The organism is Paenibacillus sp. MMO-177, from assembly GCF_037147795.1.
GTDB lineage: Bacteria > Bacillota > Bacilli > Paenibacillales > Paenibacillaceae > Pristimantibacillus.
This window is the reverse complement of the sequence record NZ_JBBCUR010000003.1, coordinates 408,918-427,376: the sequence shown is the minus strand read 5'-3', so window position 1 is coordinate 427,376 and position 18,459 is coordinate 408,918. Positions and strand designations below refer to the sequence as shown.

Here is an 18,459-nt window from a genome sequence, read left to right as displayed (position 1 = left end):
GATGAACAAGCTCTATAAGTATACCGTCCGTTTAATAACGTTTGTATGCGTCGCTTGGCTGGTCAGCATGCTTCTGGTATCGCCGGTTACAGCCGCGGGGAACGCTCCGGAAGGCGGAGCGGCCCAGCAGCAAAGCGATTCGGCGATGACGGATCAGTTGACGGAAAGCCAGCTGAAAGGCTTGGACACGGAGACAGTCGAGAATTACTGGAACCGGTTGAAGGAGGAATACGGCGGCTACTTTCCGGATGAGAAAATGCCCAGCTTCTTCGAAATGCTGAAGCCGGGCGGTCAAGGGCTCAAGCTGTCGACCGTATTCAAAGGACTGCTTGGTTACTTCTTTCATGAAGTTCTCTATAACGGCAAGCTCCTTGTCACCATCGTTATGCTCACGGTATTCAGCATGGTGCTGGAAACGCTGCAGAACGCTTTCGAACGCAATGCCGTCAGCAAAGTAGCTTACTCGATCACCTACATGGTGCTTATCATCATCGCCGTTAACAGCTTTCATGTCGCAATCGGGTATGCCAAGGATGCGATTGGCACCATGATCCAGTTCATGCTTGCGATGATGCCGCTGCTTCTGACCTTGCTCGCTGCGATGGGCAACGTTCTGACCGTAACGATTTTGCATCCGCTCATTATTTTTATGATCCATACGGTTGGAACCGTCATCTATGCCATCGTGTTCCCGCTGCTGTTCTTCTCGGCCGTCCTTCACATCGTCAGCGCGATGTCAGACAAGTTCAAAGTGACCCAGCTGGCCAATCTGCTTCGGAATATCGGAGTTGGGATCATGGGGGTGCTTGCCACGGTGTTTCTCGGCGTGCTCTCGGTGCAGGGGGCAAAAGGAGCGGTAACCGACGGAATTACGATGAGGACGGCCAAGTTCGTCACCGGCAACTTCGTTCCGGTGGTCGGGCGGATGTTCACGGATGCGGCGGATACGGTGATCTCGGCATCCCTGCTTGCCAAGAATGCGATTGGACTTGCCGGCGTTATTATTCTGCTGTTTCTTTGCGCATTCCCTGCGATCAAGATATTGACACTGGCGCTTATCTACAACGTCTCTGCCGCAGCGATGCAGCCGCTTGGCGATTCTCCCATCGTCGCTTGCCTCCAAACGATAGGCAAAACGATGATTTATGTTTTCGCCGCACTGGCAGCCGTCAGTCTAATGTTCTTCCTGGCCGTAACGATCGTGCTTACTGCGGGCAACGCCGCCTTAATGGTCCGATGATACTGCAGTAATACCGAAGGGAGCGAGGATTCGTGATTGCTTGGCTCAGCGATTGGCTGAAGAATATTATCGCGGTTATCATGCTGGCGGCATTCGTTGAACTTCTTCTTCCGAACAAAGCGATGCTTCGTTACGCCAGGCTGGTTATAGGACTTCTTATTCTGCTTACGATCATGTCGCCGATCCTTCGTCTTCTGCAAGGAGACTTTAACGCGAAGCTGAAGGAAGGGATTACTCACTGGGACCAGCTTGAACCGCAGCATGAGGTGAAGATGCCCACTCTGAGCGATATTCAGAAAAAAGCGGATGAGCTTAACCAGCAGCAGAATAATGAAGCCGCGGTATTGATGGAGCAAACGCTGGAAGCCGCCATGAAGGATGCCGTAGTCAAGCAAATGAAGCTGGCGGTTGAGGCAGTGGATGTATCCTTGAACTGGGAAAAGCAGGGGCAGAAATTAACGCCAACGATTGCTTCGGTACTTGTGACTTTACCTGCGGAGAAAGAGGAGCCTGCCGGAACGGCTGGGCCCGATGAGGAAGACGTCAAAGAGGTTGCCGCCATTTCGGTAGACGTGGACGTAAAGTCGGAAACAGTCGGAACGGATAAGCCGCAGACGGAAGCAGACAAGGCAGAAGCGAGTGATGGCTGGTTACAGGTCAACCCTTCCGAAAGCAAGGAGATCAGGAGTTTGCTTGCCGAAGGCTGGGGGATCAGTTCGGCGAATATCCAGGTGAGACAGCGGGCAGGGAATAGAGATTAAAGGAAAAAGGAGAGGAAGCGCTGTGGCCAAATGGCTGAGTGGTCTGGAATCGATGGTGGGCGGCGGTCCGGGTGGACCGAAGCGGGTTAAGACATTTAGGCTGCTTCTCGTTATCGGTTGTATTGGAGCGGCCCTCATGCTGCTGAACTCCTTTCTCAAATTTGACAAGGTCGATACCTTGACTCAGGGGCCGAACCCGCCTCCCCAGGATACGGCGGCATTGTCAAGTTCAGTATCAACGGACTCATCGCCGTTTGCGGCAATCGAAGGACCGCTCGAGAACCGGCTGAAAGAGATTTTGGAGAAAATCGTTGGTGTCGGCTCGGTAGACGTGCTGGTGACGATCGATTCCACGGAGGAGATTGAAGTCGCCAGAACGGATCAGGATTCGCAGTCCATCACGGATGAGACGGACCGCAACGGAGGCAAGAGGCATATTACGGCTATCAATAAAGATGGCCAAGTTGTAATAGCCGAAGTAGCGGGCGATCAGAAGCCGATCGTGACGAAGACGATTAATCCGAGCATTCGCGGTGTGCTGGTCGTCGCCAAAGGCGCCGAGAACCTGACCGTGAGACGCCTTATCATAGACGCGGTGGAGAAGGGCGTTAACGTACCGGCCAACCGCATTTCCGTAGCGCCAAGCAAGCAATGATAATAAACCATTATTAGGAGGGTGTTCTATGAACACGAAAAGACAAACAATTTGGCTCGTATCGATGCTCAGTTTGATGGTCGTATTATCCGCGTATTATCTGTTTACGCAAGATACCAAATCGCCAGACATGCTCTCTGACGGCACTCAGCAGCAGCAAAAGGCGGGAGCGACGGAAGCGGCAGCGGGCAACAGCCAGATTGTTGTGGACCAAGTGGATTCCTCTGGTAAAGCGTCCGCATCGAATGGCGGCAGCATCTCGGATGCCGACAAGCAGGTGCTTGACCAGCTTGAATCGCAAGGCGGAGTCGACAGCAGCGTATTTGCCCAGGCCGAAGAGAAGCGCAGCGAGTTGAACAGCAGTCAGCAGGATAAACTGATGTCCGATATTACGAACCTGCAAAACCCGGACGAAAGCAAAGCGGCAATGGAGCAGCTTGATCAATTGGAAGAGAAAAACTCCAAATTGACAAGCATCGAGAACGAGCTGATGAAGACTTTCCAAAAAGCGATCGTTAATGAAGAAGGCAACGGCTACAAGGTTCTGGTAGAAAGCGAGAAGCTCGATAAGAGCCAAGCGGCTAACATAATCGACCTTGTTATGAAAACATTGGGCGTAGACGCAGACCAAGTTTCCGTACAGTTTATCAAATAAAGATAGAAGAGTCCGGCCGGCAGGGTTTCAAACCCTGGCCGGCTTCTTTTTATTCGGGCTGCCTCAGCCGCGAAACGTACGGTTTCTGCTTCTCCAAAGGATGTCGCAGCCGTTCACGCTAGGCCGTGTTAAAAAATTGATTCGTGTTCTGCCGCGTTTATGATATAATGTTAGACGTTATGTAAAGGATAACTAGGTTTATCCAACGAAACTGAATAATGCTATTTCCATCTGAGAAAACGCATACGAAGCAGAAGGCTTCGGAAACTTTTAAGGAGTGAAAACTATTCATGTTCAAATTGAGCGAGATTAAGGAATTGATCAAACTGGTTGATCAGACTTCCGTTCATGAGCTGGAGATCGAAAACGAAGGAGCACGCTTATTCATTCGCAAGCCTGGCAAAACCGAAGTGGTGAATGTACAAGCTGCAGCCCCAATTACGCATACATATACGCAGGCGCCTGTACTTGCACCTCAGCCGGTTCAAGAAGCTCCTGCAGCAGCTGTGCAAACCAGCACGCCTGCAGCACGTCCAAACACGGACAACCTGCATCAGATTGTATCGCCGATGGTCGGCACATTCTACAGCTCTCCGTCTCCGGACGCCGCGGCATTCGTTAAAGAAGGCGACCGCGTAAACGAGAAGAGCGTTGTATGTATCCTTGAAGCAATGAAGCTGATGAACGAGCTCGAAGCGGAAGTTCGCGGTGAAATCGTTGAGATTCTGGTGTCGAACGGTCAATTGGTCGAGTATGGCCAGCCGCTCTTCCTTGTTAAGCCGGAATAATACAAGCTCCGAATTTGGAGTAATTGTTGCCTGAGAGGAGTACAAACGTGAAATTCCAAAAAGTATTAATCGCTAACCGCGGAGAAATTGCGGTACGCATCATCCGCGCCTGCCGTGAACTCGGTATTTCAACAGTTGCCGTTTATTCCGAAGCTGACCGCGACTCCCTGCATGTACGCCTTGCAGACGAAGCGTATTGCATCGGTCCAACCGCATCCAAGGACAGCTATCTGAACCTGACCAACCTGATGAGCGTTGCTACGCTTACGGGCTGCGATGCCGTGCATCCGGGCTACGGATTCTTGGCGGAGAACGCGGATTTTGCCGAAATTTGCGAATCCTGCAACATTACGTTTATCGGTCCTTCCCCTGAAGCCATCAGCAAGATGGGCGACAAGGCGGTAGCCAAGCAAACCATGAAGGAAGCCGACGTACCGGTCATTCCGGGCTCCGACGGTCTGATCGAAAATATGGATGAAGCCATCCGCGTTGCCCGCGACATCGGTTATCCGGTTATCATTAAGGCAACGGCCGGCGGCGGCGGTAAAGGGATCCGTATTGCCGAGGACGAGGAATCGCTTGTTCAGCAAATTACGACAGCCCAGCAGGAAGCTCAAAAGGCGTTCGGCAATGCCGGCGTTTACCTGGAGAAATACCTGACGGGCATGAAGCACGTCGAAATTCAAATTATGGCCGACAAGCACGGCAATGCCGTCCATCTGTTCGAGCGCGACTGCTCCGTGCAGCGCCGCCGCCAGAAGCTTGTTGAAGAAGCTCCGTGTCCGGTTCTGACGCCGGCCATGCGCGAGCGGATGGGCCGCGCTGCCGTGCGTGCGGCGCTCGCCGTGCAATATTCGGGTGCCGGCACGCTCGAATTCCTGCTTGGCCCGGATGGCAACTTCTACTTTATGGAGATGAACACCCGCATTCAGGTTGAACATCCGGTAACCGAGATGATTACGAATGTCGACCTGATCAAAGAGATGATCTCCGTAGCCGAAGGCAACCCGCTGTCGTTCAAGCAAGAGGATCTTGAGATCAACGGCTGGGCGATTGAATGCCGGATTAACGCGGAAGATTCGGAGCGCAACTTTATGCCGTCCCCGGGTCCGATTCCGTTCTACCTGCCGCCAGGCGGCACGGGCGTACGGGTGGACAGCGCGGTATATCCGGGCTACACGATTTCCCCGCATTACGATTCGATGATTGCGAAGCTGATCGTTTGGGGCAGAACAAGGGAAGAAGCGATTGCGCGGATGAAGCGCGCCCTTGCCGAGTTTGCGATCGACGGAATCAAGACGACGATTCCTTTCCACCAGAAGCTTCTGAATCACCCGGTCTTTGTGAAGGGTAATTTCGATATTAAATTCCTCGAGGAATACGACGTTAACCAGCCAGAATTAGCTGAATAGTACAATCTGCTCCTGGTTTGTCATATTTCACGTCGAATGCTATAGTATAGAAATAAGATGCGAAGGCAACACTCCGGTATTTACCTCCCGGTAAATACCCGGAGCGCGCAACTTTAAGGAGGTGTACAACCATCATGAGTACGATTGCTGCAGATTATGAGAGAACGGACATTGGCACGATTCAAATTGCCCCTGAAGTCATTGAGGTTATCGCGGGACTAGCTGCTGTCGAAGTGAAGGGCGTAGCGGGTATGAGCGGAGGTTTTGCAGGCGGTATCGCCGAGCTGCTTGGCCGAAAAAATTTATCCAAGGGTGTAAAAGTTGAAGTTGGCCAGCGGGAAGCCGCGGTCGACGTGTCGATTATCGTGGAGTACGGCAACCGGATTCCGGAGATCGCCTCGGAGATTCAACAGAATGTAAAACGCTCCATTGAAATGATGACGGGATTGAACGTTATTGAAGTGAACGTACATATTCACGATGTCCATTTCAAGACAGAGAGCAAGCCGGAAGAAGAAGATTCGACTTTCCGCGTGAAATAACATATACACGCAAATGAATTGAATTCATATAACCCCCTCGTGATGGTTATGCCGCTTCGCGCCAGGGGGTTTTCATTCGCTCAAATGCGAGGAGGCGTTACGTTGATCAGAATTATAGACAAGCTGTTCTTGTTTATTTACAGTATAGTCATCGGCGTTATATCCGTCTTTATTGCCTGTATCGGTTTTGAGTGGATACGGGAAGACGATTTGAATAATATGGTCAGCGAGCTGTACGGTACGGACTCATTCCTGATAACAACCATTGTAGTTGGTCTGGTACTGCTCGTACTCAGCTTGCGCTTCTTTATTGTATCGCTGAAACGTTCTTCCTCTTCGGCGCCGTCGATCGACCAGCGTACCGACTTTGGCGATATTCGTATCTCGATTGAGACGATTGAGAATCTGGCTCTTAAGGCTGCCGGGAGACAACGCGGCGTAAAGGATCTGAAAGCGCGGATCCAGGCTTCCGATTCGGGGCTCAACATTATTTTGCGTGCGGTAGTAGACGGGGAAAACTCCATTCCTAGTCTTACGGAGGAAATCCAGAAGGCCGTAAAGGATCATGTGGAGGAAATCGCCGGCATTCCGGTGACGAATGTAGCCGTCTATATTGCTAACGTCATTCAATCCGCACCGAATAAAAGTCGCGTCGAGTAAAGGGGAGAATGCCGATGTGGAGGGAGTACTGGGCAGTCTATGGGAAACGGACGGTCGGCGCTGCCGCCGGTCTGTTTTTTGGATTTGTGTACTTGTTTGCCGGTTTTTGGGACATGCTGTTTTTCATACTGCTCGTCTCGGTTGGTTATTGGATTGGCAAACAGAAGGACTTGCAGAACGGTTCAATCCTGCCTTGGCAGAGGCTTTGGTCATGGCTCATGGAAAGGTATCGGCCGTTTAGATAATCCTGTGGTCTCCTCCGTACGCCGGAAGATGGATTGCCGCCAGTTCCGGGCAGGGAGGAGATCATAGGTTTTTTTATAAAAAATAAGAGTAGATCGGCAGAGAGGCTGCCGAGGAGGATTTCATGAAACGTAGATTAGCTCGCGAGATTGCAGTATCAAGCTTGTATCAATTGGAAATGAACGAAGTAACCCCCATGGAAGCCGTGGACATGCTCATGGAGGAAGCGCGTTCCGAGAACGAGATCGAAGCGGAATTCGTCGAGAATGATCAGACGGACAAATATGTCCGGGAGCTTGTTAACGGCGTAGCGGATAACAAAGCGGCTATCGACGAGATGCTTCAGCACTATTTGACAGGCTGGCAGGTTGACCGCCTGTCCCGCGTTGACCGTCAAATCTTGCGGCTTGCCTGCTTTGAGATTGTCTACCGCAACGATGTGCCGCCCAAAGCCGCAATCAACGAAGCGATTGAACTGGCAAAGCATTTCGGCACGGAGGAATCCGGCAAGTTCGTAAACGGCGTTCTGGGCAAATTGCTTAAAGAACGCGAAGGCGAGACAGCAAATTCGGAATCGACTAATTAGACGAGCGGCCATAAGGCCGTGTACATAGGGGAGAGATGATGATGAGCGCACAAATTATTGCAGGGAAAAAGATTTCCGATATGATCCGGGAAGAAATTCAGAAGGAAACGGCTGAGCTGAGAGAAAAAGGCGTCGTACCTGGTCTTGCGGTTGTTCTCGTAGGCGAGGATCCGGCTTCGAAGGTCTACGTCGGCTCGAAAGAGAAAGCCTGTCAGCAGCTTGGTTTCTATTCCGAGGTTCACCGCTTGGAAGAATCTACTTCTGAAGAGCAATTGCTTGCGCTTATTGATCAATTGAATAACGATGACAAAATCAACGGTATTCTCGTACAGCTTCCATTGCCTAAACATATCAATGAAAAAGCGGTTATTGACGCCATTCGCGTCGAGAAGGACGTGGACGGCTTCCATCCGGAAAGCGTTGGCAATCTGGTTATTGGCGATGACAGCCTGCTGCCATGCACGCCTGCGGGCTGTATCGAACTGATCAAACGCAGCGGCGTGGATATTTCAGGCAAACACGCAGTAGTGATCGGCCGCAGCAACATTGTGGGCAAACCGGTTGCCATGCTGCTTCTCCGCGAAAACGCGACCGTAACAATCTGTCACTCCCGTACGGCGAACATGGAGGAAATCGCCAAGCAAGCCGATATCCTCGTTGTAGCCATCGGCAAAGCAAAAGCGATCGACAGCAAATATGTTAAGCCTGGTGCGGTTGTCATTGACGTCGGTATTAACCGCCTGCCTGACGGCAAGCTTTGCGGCGACGTAGACTATGAGGATTGTCTGGAAACCGCGGGCTTTATTACTCCGGTGCCGGGCGGAGTTGGCCCTATGACGATTACCATGCTTATGAACAACACGATTACTGCTGCGAAGCGAGCACACAAAATCGGGGGGTGATTGATGTCTTATGGCAGATCAACCTCGGATTTATTCAATAAAAGATATTAACCGGTACATCCGGATGAAGCTAGAGTCTGATGTCTTGCTCGGCGATGTTTGGCTGAGAGGCGAGATTTCCAATTTTACTCATCACTCCAGCGGCCATATGTATTTTACGCTTAAGGACAAGGACAGCCGTTTGAAATGCATCATGTTTGCTTCGCATAATCAACGGCTGCCGTTTATCCCTCGTGAAGGTTCTAAAGTCATGGCGCGCGGGAATGTATCGGTCTACGAGCGTGACGGAAACTATCAGTTTTATGTGACGGCTATGCAGCCGGACGGGATTGGCAGCTTGTATCTAGCTTATGAACAGCTGAAATCAAAGCTGGAGACAGAAGGGTTGTTTGCCGAATCGCGCAAACGGCCCATTCCGCGTTTTCCCCGGGCTATAGGCGTAATCACTTCTCCTACCGGCGCGGCGGTCCGGGATATTATCATTACGCTGCAGCGCAGGCATCCTTCCATTTCTATTTATGTGTTTCCGGTGCTGGTCCAAGGGACGCAGGCGGCACCTTCTATCGTAAAGGCGATTGAATCGATGAACCGTTTTGGCGAAGTCGACGTATTAATTGTAGGCAGGGGCGGAGGTTCTTTGGAAGAACTTTGGGCTTTTAACGAAGAGCCTGTCGCAAGAAGCATTGCCGCATCGCAAATTCCTATCATAAGCGCGGTTGGCCACGAGACGGATTTTACGATCGCGGATTTTGTTGCCGATCTTCGGGCGGCAACGCCAACTGCGGCCGCGGAGCTTGCGGTGCCGCATGTTGCGGAGCTGCAGCAGCAGCTGGCGAGACAACGGCAACGGTTAGAGCAATCGCTCCGGATGTTGGTGCAAGGCCGGAAGGAGCAGCTCCAGCGCGTTAGAAGGTCGCCGTTTTTCGTGCATCCGCGCAAATATTTGCTGGATCAGGCGCAGCGGCTGGACCGCTTGCAGGAACGCCTGCAGCACCGGACTCTCCGATTAGCCGAACGCAGGAAAGCAAAGCTTGAAAGACTTCAAAGTCAATTAGCCGGACATCATCCGGGAGAGCAGGCTGCTTTTGCGGCTAAGCGTCTGCAGGGTGATGTAAAGCGGCTTGAGCAGGCGATGGTATCCTCTCTTAAAGAGCGGCGTTTACAGCTCCATAGCGCAATTAGGCAGCTGGATGCGCTAAGTCCTCTCAAAGTAATGGCCAGAGGCTACAGTCTGGTCTACGACGAACAGGAGAAGCGACTGATTAAATCCATTGCAGATGTTCAGCCGGGTGATCTTGTAAGGGTGAAGGTAGCCGACGGACAGCTAGATTGTCATGTCTGGTCAATGAAAGGAGAAGATGGCGTTGAAAGCAGCAGCGAATAGTGAACTTAGTTTTGAGGAAGCAATGGAACAATTGGAGAAAATCGTCGAACGGCTTGAAAGTGGCGATGTACCGCTCGAAACGGCAATTGATCTGTTTCAGGAAGGGATGAAGCTGTCGCAGCTGTGCGGCGGCAAGCTGGAGCAGGTTGAGCGCAAGATTGAAGTTCTGATTGAAACAGAGCAAGGTTTTCAGAAGAAGGCATTCGCTCCAATGAACGAGGAAAAAGGGGAATAACGTTGATTACAGATATCAAGACCTACTTGCATGAATGTGCTGCGCTTGTCGAAAAGTCGCTTCCCGAAGCGTTGCCTGCCGAATGGAATATCCCGCTGCAGCTCAGGGAGTCCATGCTGTATTCCCTGCAGGCGGGAGGAAAGCGGTTGCGTCCGGCACTCGTTCTGGCTGCAGCGGAAGCCGTTCATGGTGAAGCAGCTGCTGCGAGCCATGCGCTTCCGGTTGCATGCGCAATCGAATACATTCACACCTATTCGTTAATCCATGACGACCTGCCGGCCATGGACAATGATGATTACCGCCGCGGCAAATTGACGAATCACAAGGTATTCGGGGAAGCGATGGCGATTCTGGCGGGGGACGCCCTGCTGACACACGCGTTTCACCTTATTCCGAAAGCAGCGCGCCTTGGCGGAATTAGCGCCGAAGTAGCTCTTGATATCGTGGAAGACCTTGCGATGCTTGCGGGAGCAAGAGGCATGGTTGGCGGTCAGGCGGCTGATATGCAGGGAGAGCAGGGGATCACCTCGATTGAGGAGCTTGAATATATTCATCTTCACAAAACGAGCGATTTGATTGTTTTCTCCGTTACGGCGGGCGGCCGCATCGGCGGCGCATCGGCAGAGCAGCTTGAAGCGCTGTGCCATTACGGGCGCAATATCGGTCTTGCCTTCCAGATTCAAGACGACATTCTTGATCTGATTGGCGACGAGACGAAGCTTGGCAAAAAAACTAACAGCGATGTTGAACAGCAAAAGGTTACGTATCCTTATCTGATTGGGATCGAAGAGAGCAAAGCGCAAGTCAAACGGTTAACTCGCGAAGCAAAGGCTGCCATTCTCGAAGCAAAGCTGGATGCGCCGGATAAATTGCTGCTTATTGCCGATTACCTCGTCCAACGAGACTATTGATTAGGATTGTGCAACTGGGTACATTGGGAAATGTTCAGCGATTGTGCTATAATGATTGAAATATTTTGACGTTTATTGTGGAATGGGACCGTGCTCAAAATGTCGTATTCCAGAAAGCGAGGAAGTAACGTGCTGCTTGATCAAATTAACGGACCTCAAGACCTGAAAGATTTATCAGTGGGAGAGCTGGAGCGGTTAGCTGAGGAAATTCGCCAGTTTCTTATTGAGAAGCTTTCCGTTACAGGTGGTCATCTCGCACCTAACCTGGGGGTTGTGGAGCTGACTCTCGTCCTCCATTATCTGTTTGACAGTCCGAAGGATAAGTTTCTATTTGACGTAGGACATCAATCGTATGTTCACAAAGTTTTGACCGGGCGTAAAGACCGGTTTGATACATTGCGTAAATATAAAGGGCTGTGCGGCTTTGTCAAACGCGCCGAAAGCGAGCATGACGTTTGGGAAGCCGGCCACAGCAGCACTTCTCTGTCGGCCGCGATGGGCATGGCTCTGGCCCGTGACCTGAAAGGCGAGAATAACCGGGTTGTTGCCGTCATCGGCGATGGAGCTCTGACAGGCGGCATGGCGCTTGAAGCGTTGAACCATATCGGGGACGAGAAGAGAAAACTGATTGTCGTTCTGAATGACAACGAAATGTCGATCGCGCCAAACGTTGGTGCCATGCATCATTATTTGAGCAAGATCCGTACAGACCGCCATTACCAGAAGGCGAAGGATGAGCTTCAGCATCTGCTGAACAAAATTCCGGCCATCGGCGGTAAGCTGGCGAAGACGGCTGAGCGTTTCAAGGACAGCTTGAAATATTTGCTGGTCAGCGGCATTTTGTTTGAACAGTTCGGCTTTACGTATCTTGGACCGGTAGACGGCCATGACATGGAGCAGATGCTTGAACTCTTCAAACAGGCGGATTCCATCCCCGGACCGGTTCTCGTGCACGTTATTACGGTGAAGGGAAAAGGCTATTCACCAGCCGAGGTGGATTCCTTCAAGTGGCATGGAATTTCACCTTACAAAATTGAATCGGGCCAAGTGGTAAAGGCGGTTGGTCCGCCAATGTACACGGAAGTATTCGGCAACGCTCTTATTGAGCTGGCTGAGAAGGATAAAAGGATTGTTGCGGTAACTCCGGCAATGCCGGGCGGTTCCGGCTTGCTCCCGTTCGCGGAACGATTCCCGAACCGCATGATCGACGTTGGCATTGCCGAGCAGCATGCCGCTACGATGTCGGCGGCTCTCGCCATGGAAGGCATGAAGCCGGTCTACGCCGTTTATTCGACCTTCCTGCAGCGTGCCTACGATCAGGTTGTGCATGATATTTGCCGCCAGAACGCCAACGTGGTATTCGCGATAGACAGGGCGGGCTTTGTTGGTCCTGACGGAGAGACGCATCAAGGCGTGTACGATATTGCGTTCCTGCGCCATGTGCCAAACCTTGTCATTATGATGCCAAAGGACGAGAATGAGCTTCGCCGCATGATGAAGACGGCAATCGACTACAATGAAGGGCCGATTGCCGTCCGTTATCCGCGAATTAACGGCCTCGGCGTGAAGATGGACGAAGTGATGCGTCCGCTTCCGATCGGGAAGTGGGAGACGCTACGCGAAGGCGATTCCGCCGTTATTCTGGCAATGGGACCTATGATTCAGGTAGCCGAAGAGGCTGCGGATCTTCTAAAGAGAGACGGCCTCAATGTTCAAATCGTCAATGCCAGGTTCATCAAGCCGCTTGATGAAGAGATGCTGTTGTCGTTTGCTTCGGAAGGCAAGCACATTCTTGTCATCGAAGAAAGCTCCGAGCTTGGCGGATTCGGAAGCGCGGTATTGGAATTTTACTCGCTTCGCGGAATTTACGGCATGCCGATTCGGATTATGGGCGTTCCGGATATTTTCGTGGAGCATGGTTCCATTAAGGAGCAGCGCGTGGAAGTCGGCTTAACGGGAGAAAGAGCGGCAATGGAGATCAAGAACCTGCTGCCAAGCCTCCAGAAACGCGCAACCGGGCAGTAACAAAGGAGAACCATGACGACAACACCTAAGGAAAGAATAGATGTACTTCTCGTGGAACGCGGGTTCTACGAGAGCAGGGAAAAAGCGAAGGCGGCTGTCATGGCCGGTTTGGTGCTCGTAAATAATGAGCCGGTGGACAAAGGCGGAATGAAAGTCCCTAGGGAAGCCGAGATCAAAGTAAAAGGCGCTATCCATCCTTATGTTAGCCGTGGAGGGCTTAAGCTGGAAAAAGCGATACGCTCCTTCGATATCGACCTGACAGGGAGGGTTATGCTGGACATCGGCGCATCAACCGGGGGATTTACCGATTGCGCCTTGCAGCATGGCGCTGCTTTTGTATATGCCATTGACGTGGGCTATAACCAGCTGGATTGGTCGCTCAGACAGGATGAACGGGTTCGCGTCATGGAGCGTACCAACTTCCGGTATACGCAGCCGGCCGATCTGGACGGTCCGCCGCCTACTTTTGCCTCGATTGACGTATCTTTTATATCGCTTAAGCTGATTTTGCCTGCGCTCAGCGGTCTGCTGAGCGTAGGCTCCGGAATTGTCGCCCTTATTAAGCCGCAATTCGAGGCAGGGCGGGAGAAGGTTGGCAAATCGGGCGTTGTCCGGGAGCCAAGCGTTCATAAGGAAGTTCTCGAGACGGTATTGAAGGCCGCATCCGAGCTTGGCTACAAGCTGAGGAACCTGACATTCTCGCCGATTACCGGCGGGGAGGGCAATATCGAGTTTCTCGCCTACTGGACCTGGGAGAATGAGCCGAACGGACCTATTCCTGACGATGAAGAGATCGCGGCGGTGGTCCGTCAAGCTGGCGAGACGTTTACCGTAAAACAAAAACATTAACCATAGCGGACGCGTATTGCACTCCGGGCGTTATCTCCCGCATAGGTGCAGCGCGTAACAAAGGGAATGCTCCGAACGTTTAGAAAAGCGGGCGGCGTTCCCTTTTGTTTTGCCTCTTTACAAACATGTGTTCGATTTGCTAAACTGAAAGCAACCAAACATGCGTTCGTCCATTTGTTCGTAAGAGGAAAATGCTCCCTTCATCACGAACCAATTAAGATAGGTTCTTATGGAATGGAGGGCTGCGTATGGGAATGTTCGGTGACTGGTTTATTATGCTGGTCGCTGGGGCGTTTTTGTTATTCTGGGCGTACCGGGGCTTCTACCGCTGGCTTCACCAGCCTTCTAGCGTTAATCGATTAACGTTAGGCAAAGGCGGCAAGCTTGATGAAGATGACGGGAACATTCAGTTTCTGGAACGTTCGGGATACGAAGTTATTTCCGGTAAGCACAGGGTTCCGATCGGAATCGAATTGGACGGACAATCACTTAACAGCCGATTGTACATTGATTATATTGCCGAGCAAGATGGCAAAATGTATATTGTAAAAACTGCCCGGGAACGTATGCCGATGGATTGGACAGGCAGTGGCGTTCGAGACCGTCTGCTTGTGTATTCCCTCCTGTTGCCTGAATGCGCGGGAGTATTGTTCGTAGACGTAAAGGAGCAGATTATTCGGCGAATTATTTTTGATATAAGCGACTAGCATGTTTGGGGAGGAAATTATGAAGGGCATCAGACAATACAAAATCAAGGAAATAATTACGAAAAATACGATTGAAACGCAAGAGGAACTGGTGGACGCTCTTAGGGATGCCGGACTTCAGGTTACTCAAGCAACCGTATCCAGAGATATGAAAGAGCTTATGCTCATTAAAGTACCCGCTGGCGATGGACGTTATAAATATTCGCTGCCACAGGATCAGCAGCGTCAGAATCCGATCAATAAGCTGAAGCGGGCGCTTATCGATCATTTCACCCATATCGACTTTACCGAGAATCTGGTGGTCATGAAATGCTTGCCGGGCACAGCCAATGCGATTGGCGCGTTGATTGACAACATGGAATGGCCGGAGGTAATGGGAACGATATGCGGCGATGATACGATCCTTATCATTTGCAGAACGAAGGAGAAGAGCGGCGAGCTTGTCGAGAAGCTGCTCGACCTTCTGAATTAAACCATTGTTGGAGGTCATTGGCCATGCTGCGCGAGCTATCCATTCGAAATTTAGCCGTTATTGAGGAAGTAAACGTTTCGTTTCATCATGGATTTCATGTATTAACAGGAGAGACGGGTGCGGGGAAATCCATTCTTATTGACGCACTTAGCTTAATTGTTGGTGGACGGGGCTCCGCAGATATGGTCAGATATGGCTGTGATAAAGCCGAGATGGAGGCGATGTTCGATTTGCCGTCCCATCATCCGGTATGGGCTGCTATGGAGCGGCTTGGCGTACAGGCTTCCAGGGAAGAGATGCTTGTCATTAGACGCGAGTTGACCTCCCATGGCAAGAGCAGCAGCCGCGTTAACGGACAGCTGGTAACGATGACGATGCTCAGAGAGATCGGTGAATGCCTTGTTAATATCCATGGCCAGCATGAGCATCAATCGCTCTTGCGGACCGAGCAGCATCTTGAATGGCTGGACTTGTTTGCTGGAGATCTGCTGATCGAACGTAAAACCGCTTACCGGGCCGTGTATCAACAGCTTCAGCAAGCCCGCGCATCCGTTCGCGAGCTTGAAGAGACTGCCCGCCACAATGTTCAGATGCTGGATTTGTACCGATACCAGATCGAGGAAATCACGAATGCGAAGCTGAAGGACGGCGAAGATGAGCAACTCGTGGAGGAACGCCGCAAGCTGCAATATGCAGGCAAACGGATGGACTCCGTATCCGAAGCCTACGCCTTGCTTTACAACGGCAAAGGGCTTGACGCCATCAGTAAAGCGATCAGCAAGCTGACGGATATCCAATCTTATGATCCCGCAGTGCTGACACCGATGCTTGAACAGCTTCAGTCCGCATTTTATCAAGCCGAGGATGCGGTGTTCCAGCTTCGCGATTACCGCGACAGCATCGATTCTGACCCGGAGCAGCTGTCCGTAATTGAAGATAGGCTCGACCTGATTAACGGATTGAAACGGAAATACGGAGAGACAATACCGGATATCCTTCAATATTTGGAGCGCATTACGGAAGAGCGCGACAAAATTGAGAACCGCGACGAGTATCTGGATAAGCTGCGCAAAGATGAGCAGCGCCTGTATTTGCAAGGGCATGAATTAGCGCAGGAGCTTTCCGAGCTTCGTGCCCATGCTTCCGAGCGTTTGGCAGCGGCAATCGAGCTTGAGCTCAAGCAGCTTCAGATGGGCAATACGGTCTTCCGTGTACAGCTCGATCATCCAATGGCGGTTGAACCGTCCGAGATGGCAGCTCTTAACGCTAACGGTATGGATGAAGCCATCTTTATGCTATCGACGAATCCGGGCGAGCCGCTTAAGCCGCTCAACAAAATTGCTTCCGGAGGCGAAATGTCGCGAATTATGCTTGCGCTGAAGGCTATTTTTGCTGAGATCGACCAGGTGCCGGTCCTTGTCTTTGATGAAGTGGATACGGGCGTCAGCGGCAGAGCCGCACAGGCGATTGCCGAGAAAATGTCGCAGCTGTCGGCGAAATGCCAAATCTTTTCGATTACGCATTTGCCTCAGGTTGCTTGCATGGCCGATCATCATTACGAAATTAAAAAGCATATTATCGAACAACGCACTTCAACAAATGTAACCAAGCTTGCGGAGAGTTCGCGAATTGAAGAACTTGCCCGCATGCTGGGCGGCGTTGAGGTGACGGAAAAAACCCGTCATCATGCTCAAGAAATGCTTGTTTTGGCGGATCGGCAGAAGGGAGCCTAATGGAAGGCATTCAGGGAATGTTTTTGTGGTCATAAAACAAACAGTGCGGGGTAACTTAAAGGTACGCCAATGGCGAAACGACCTTTCTCGTCATGCGATGGAATAACAGGGAGCGTGAAATCATTGAACTCCAGCCCAAGGAAGAAATGGTTTGGCCTAGTTCTCGTTATCTGCGTCTGCATGATCGGACTCTCCGCGCCGTTTCAACATTTTGCCGCATTCCCGAATGAACTTCGTTTATTCTCCGGCCAACTGAAACGATTACAATATGGAGTACCCGTACATGCAGAAGTTACCGTGGATCCACGAATGCTTCAAATTAATGGCTCAACCCGTCAGTCATTATCAGTCAATTTGAATGAACCGATTTCGTTACAGCCGCATCAGAGCGGCCAGACGAGCATGAAAGTGAAATTATTTGGTAAAATTCCGTTCAAGACCGTCAAAGTTAATGTCATGCCTGATTTAAGAGTTATCCCGGGCGGACAGACCATTGGCGTGAAAGTGAAATCAGCCGGTATTCTTGTTGTTGGCCATCATCAGGTTCGCGCAAGTAACGGGTCAAAGGAGTCGCCTGGCGAAAAAGCAGGTCTCCGGTTAGGTGATCTTATTATTAGGATCGACGGGCAAAATATTAACGAAGTCAGCAAGGTAGCAAATCTGGTGGAACAAGCAGGCAGGGAGCAGCGGCCACTCGCAATTACTTATAAACGCAACGGTACCATCGGAGAAACGAGGCTATACCCGGTCCGAGATGCGGAAGAGCGTAATTGGAAACTCGGTCTTTATATCCGTGATTCCGCGGCGGGTGTTGGTACATTAACGTTTTATGCTCCTGATCAAGGTGTCTACGGTGCTCTGGGACATGTTATTACCGATATGGATACCCAAACGCCGATTGAAGTTGGCGAGGGGCAGATCCTGCAGTCCAGCGTGACGTCCATTAACAAGAGCCAAACGGGAGAGCCTGGAGAGAAACGCGCCCATTTTGTCAAAGAAGGCAAGATCTTAGGCAATATCGAACGCAATACGCCATTCGGTATTTTTGGCAAAATGAGCGAAAATCCGAATCATAGCTTTAGTGATAAAGCGATTCCCGTAACGTTCGCCGAAGAAGTAAAAGAAGGCCCGGCTCAAATTTTGACTGTTGTTAACGGGCAGAAGGTCGAACGATTTGATATTGAGATCGCTCATGTTACGAAACAGCCTGCGCCAGCAACCAAGGGTATGGTTATCAAGATTACCGATAAACGCCTTCTAGATAAAACGGGAGGTATCGTTCAAGGAATGTCGGGTTCGCCGATTATCCAGAACGGGAAGCTGGTTGGAGCCGTAACCCATGTTTTTGTTAACGATCCGGCTTCGGGCTATGGCTGCTTTATCGAATGGATGCTGCAGGATGCAGGCATCTTGATGAGAGAGAAATCGACGCAAGGTACTGCCGCATAACAAATAAAATAACCGCTGATCGGGCTCGTACAAACCCTTCAGCGGTTTCTTCATGAAGACATTTATAAATGGTTGGATTTGTCGAAAATTTACGAACAGAATCATAAAATGTAATAAATTATTTATTATAACGAAAAAGATTAAAAAATCAAAGGAAAAAAATTTTCGACAGGAGGAATTTAAACCGGCATGTCGAAAACTTATTCCAAGACAACTAGGGAAAGGTAATCATGAGTTAATATCATTTAAG

At 50.9% G+C, this 18,459-nt stretch carries 20 protein-coding genes; all 20 read left to right on the top strand.

Features of this window, described 5'->3' with window-relative positions; translation table 11 throughout:
- Nucleotide 1: 1 nt before the first annotated feature.
- The 20 genes from spoIIIAE (at nucleotide 2) to spoIVB (ending at nucleotide 18,209) form a co-directional block, all read left to right on the top strand.
- On the top strand, nucleotides 2–1,240 hold the full coding sequence (spoIIIAE, locus tag WFK81_RS13150) for a stage III sporulation protein AE (RefSeq protein ID WP_336786862.1): 1,239 nt from the start codon (nucleotides 2–4) through the stop codon (nucleotides 1,238–1,240).
- A 32-nt stretch (nucleotides 1,241–1,272) separates the two neighbouring features.
- A complete protein-coding gene (gene spoIIIAF, locus WFK81_RS13145) occupies nucleotides 1,273–2,001 on the top strand; it encodes a stage III sporulation protein AF (protein WP_336786861.1) in 729 nt (242 codons plus the stop codon).
- 22 nt (nucleotides 2,002–2,023) lie between these two features.
- Nucleotides 2,024–2,656, top strand: a complete 633-nt coding sequence (gene spoIIIAG / locus WFK81_RS13140; protein WP_336786860.1) for a stage III sporulation protein AG — start codon at nucleotides 2,024–2,026, stop codon at nucleotides 2,654–2,656.
- A 28-nt stretch (nucleotides 2,657–2,684) separates the two neighbouring features.
- Nucleotides 2,685–3,311 carry a SpoIIIAH-like family protein gene (locus WFK81_RS13135; protein ID WP_336786859.1) on the top strand — a complete coding sequence of 209 codons (627 nt, stop codon included), beginning with the start codon at nucleotides 2,685–2,687 and terminating at the stop codon, nucleotides 3,309–3,311.
- Between the two features lie 290 nt (nucleotides 3,312–3,601).
- Nucleotides 3,602–4,099, top strand: a complete 498-nt coding sequence (accB, locus tag WFK81_RS13130) for an acetyl-CoA carboxylase biotin carboxyl carrier protein (protein WP_127494363.1) — start codon at nucleotides 3,602–3,604, stop codon at nucleotides 4,097–4,099.
- Between the two features lie 47 nt (nucleotides 4,100–4,146).
- A complete protein-coding gene (gene accC, locus WFK81_RS13125) occupies nucleotides 4,147–5,511 on the top strand; it encodes an acetyl-CoA carboxylase biotin carboxylase subunit (RefSeq protein ID WP_336786858.1) in 1,365 nt (454 codons plus the stop codon).
- Nucleotides 5,512–5,645: 134 nt separating this feature from the next.
- Nucleotides 5,646–6,053: an Asp23/Gls24 family envelope stress response protein gene (locus WFK81_RS13120; RefSeq protein ID WP_336786857.1), complete on the top strand. Its 408-nt coding sequence runs from the start codon at nucleotides 5,646–5,648 to the stop codon at nucleotides 6,051–6,053.
- Between the two features lie 102 nt (nucleotides 6,054–6,155).
- Nucleotides 6,156–6,713 (top strand): alkaline shock response membrane anchor protein AmaP, encoded by a 558-nt coding sequence (gene amaP / locus WFK81_RS13115; RefSeq protein WP_336786856.1) that lies wholly within the window; start codon nucleotides 6,156–6,158, stop codon nucleotides 6,711–6,713.
- A 14-nt stretch (nucleotides 6,714–6,727) separates the two neighbouring features.
- A complete protein-coding gene (locus WFK81_RS13110; protein WP_015843906.1) occupies nucleotides 6,728–6,958 on the top strand; it encodes a DUF2273 domain-containing protein in 231 nt (76 codons plus the stop codon).
- A gap of 122 nt (nucleotides 6,959–7,080) precedes the next feature.
- Nucleotides 7,081–7,542, top strand: a complete 462-nt coding sequence (gene nusB / locus WFK81_RS13105) for a transcription antitermination factor NusB (RefSeq protein WP_336786855.1) — start codon at nucleotides 7,081–7,083, stop codon at nucleotides 7,540–7,542.
- A gap of 41 nt (nucleotides 7,543–7,583) precedes the next feature.
- Nucleotides 7,584–8,444: a bifunctional methylenetetrahydrofolate dehydrogenase/methenyltetrahydrofolate cyclohydrolase FolD gene (gene folD / locus WFK81_RS13100; RefSeq protein ID WP_336786854.1), complete on the top strand. Its 861-nt coding sequence runs from the start codon at nucleotides 7,584–7,586 to the stop codon at nucleotides 8,442–8,444.
- A 10-nt stretch (nucleotides 8,445–8,454) separates the two neighbouring features.
- On the top strand, nucleotides 8,455–9,828 hold the full coding sequence (gene xseA / locus WFK81_RS13095) for an exodeoxyribonuclease VII large subunit (protein ID WP_336786853.1): 1,374 nt from the start codon (nucleotides 8,455–8,457) through the stop codon (nucleotides 9,826–9,828).
- Nucleotides 9,803–10,063, top strand: a complete 261-nt coding sequence (xseB, locus tag WFK81_RS13090; protein ID WP_041613421.1) for an exodeoxyribonuclease VII small subunit — start codon at nucleotides 9,803–9,805, stop codon at nucleotides 10,061–10,063. The genes xseA and xseB overlap by 26 nt, the downstream gene beginning before the upstream one ends.
- Nucleotides 10,064–10,065: 2 nt before the next feature.
- Nucleotides 10,066–10,974: a polyprenyl synthetase family protein gene (locus tag WFK81_RS13085; RefSeq protein WP_336786852.1), complete on the top strand. Its 909-nt coding sequence runs from the start codon at nucleotides 10,066–10,068 to the stop codon at nucleotides 10,972–10,974.
- Between the two features lie 129 nt (nucleotides 10,975–11,103).
- Nucleotides 11,104–12,999 carry a 1-deoxy-D-xylulose-5-phosphate synthase gene (gene dxs, locus WFK81_RS13080; protein ID WP_336786851.1) on the top strand — a complete coding sequence of 632 codons (1,896 nt, stop codon included), beginning with the start codon at nucleotides 11,104–11,106 and terminating at the stop codon, nucleotides 12,997–12,999.
- 12 nt (nucleotides 13,000–13,011) lie between these two features.
- Nucleotides 13,012–13,848, top strand: coding sequence for a TlyA family RNA methyltransferase (locus WFK81_RS13075; RefSeq protein ID WP_336786850.1), 837 nt, complete (start codon nucleotides 13,012–13,014; stop codon nucleotides 13,846–13,848).
- A 248-nt stretch (nucleotides 13,849–14,096) separates the two neighbouring features.
- Nucleotides 14,097–14,555: a hypothetical protein gene (locus WFK81_RS13070; protein ID WP_336786849.1), complete on the top strand. Its 459-nt coding sequence runs from the start codon at nucleotides 14,097–14,099 to the stop codon at nucleotides 14,553–14,555.
- A 19-nt stretch (nucleotides 14,556–14,574) separates the two neighbouring features.
- Nucleotides 14,575–15,027, top strand: coding sequence for a transcriptional regulator AhrC/ArgR (gene ahrC / locus WFK81_RS13065; RefSeq protein ID WP_336786848.1), 453 nt, complete (start codon nucleotides 14,575–14,577; stop codon nucleotides 15,025–15,027).
- A gap of 23 nt (nucleotides 15,028–15,050) precedes the next feature.
- Nucleotides 15,051–16,760, top strand: a complete 1,710-nt coding sequence (gene recN / locus WFK81_RS13060) for a DNA repair protein RecN (RefSeq protein ID WP_336786847.1) — start codon at nucleotides 15,051–15,053, stop codon at nucleotides 16,758–16,760.
- Between the two features lie 123 nt (nucleotides 16,761–16,883).
- The gene (spoIVB, locus tag WFK81_RS13055; protein ID WP_336787321.1) at nucleotides 16,884–18,209 is read left to right on the top strand and encodes a SpoIVB peptidase; all 1,326 of its coding nucleotides are present in this window, start codon (nucleotides 16,884–16,886) and stop codon (nucleotides 18,207–18,209) included.
- Nucleotides 18,210–18,459: the final 250 nt, after the last annotated feature.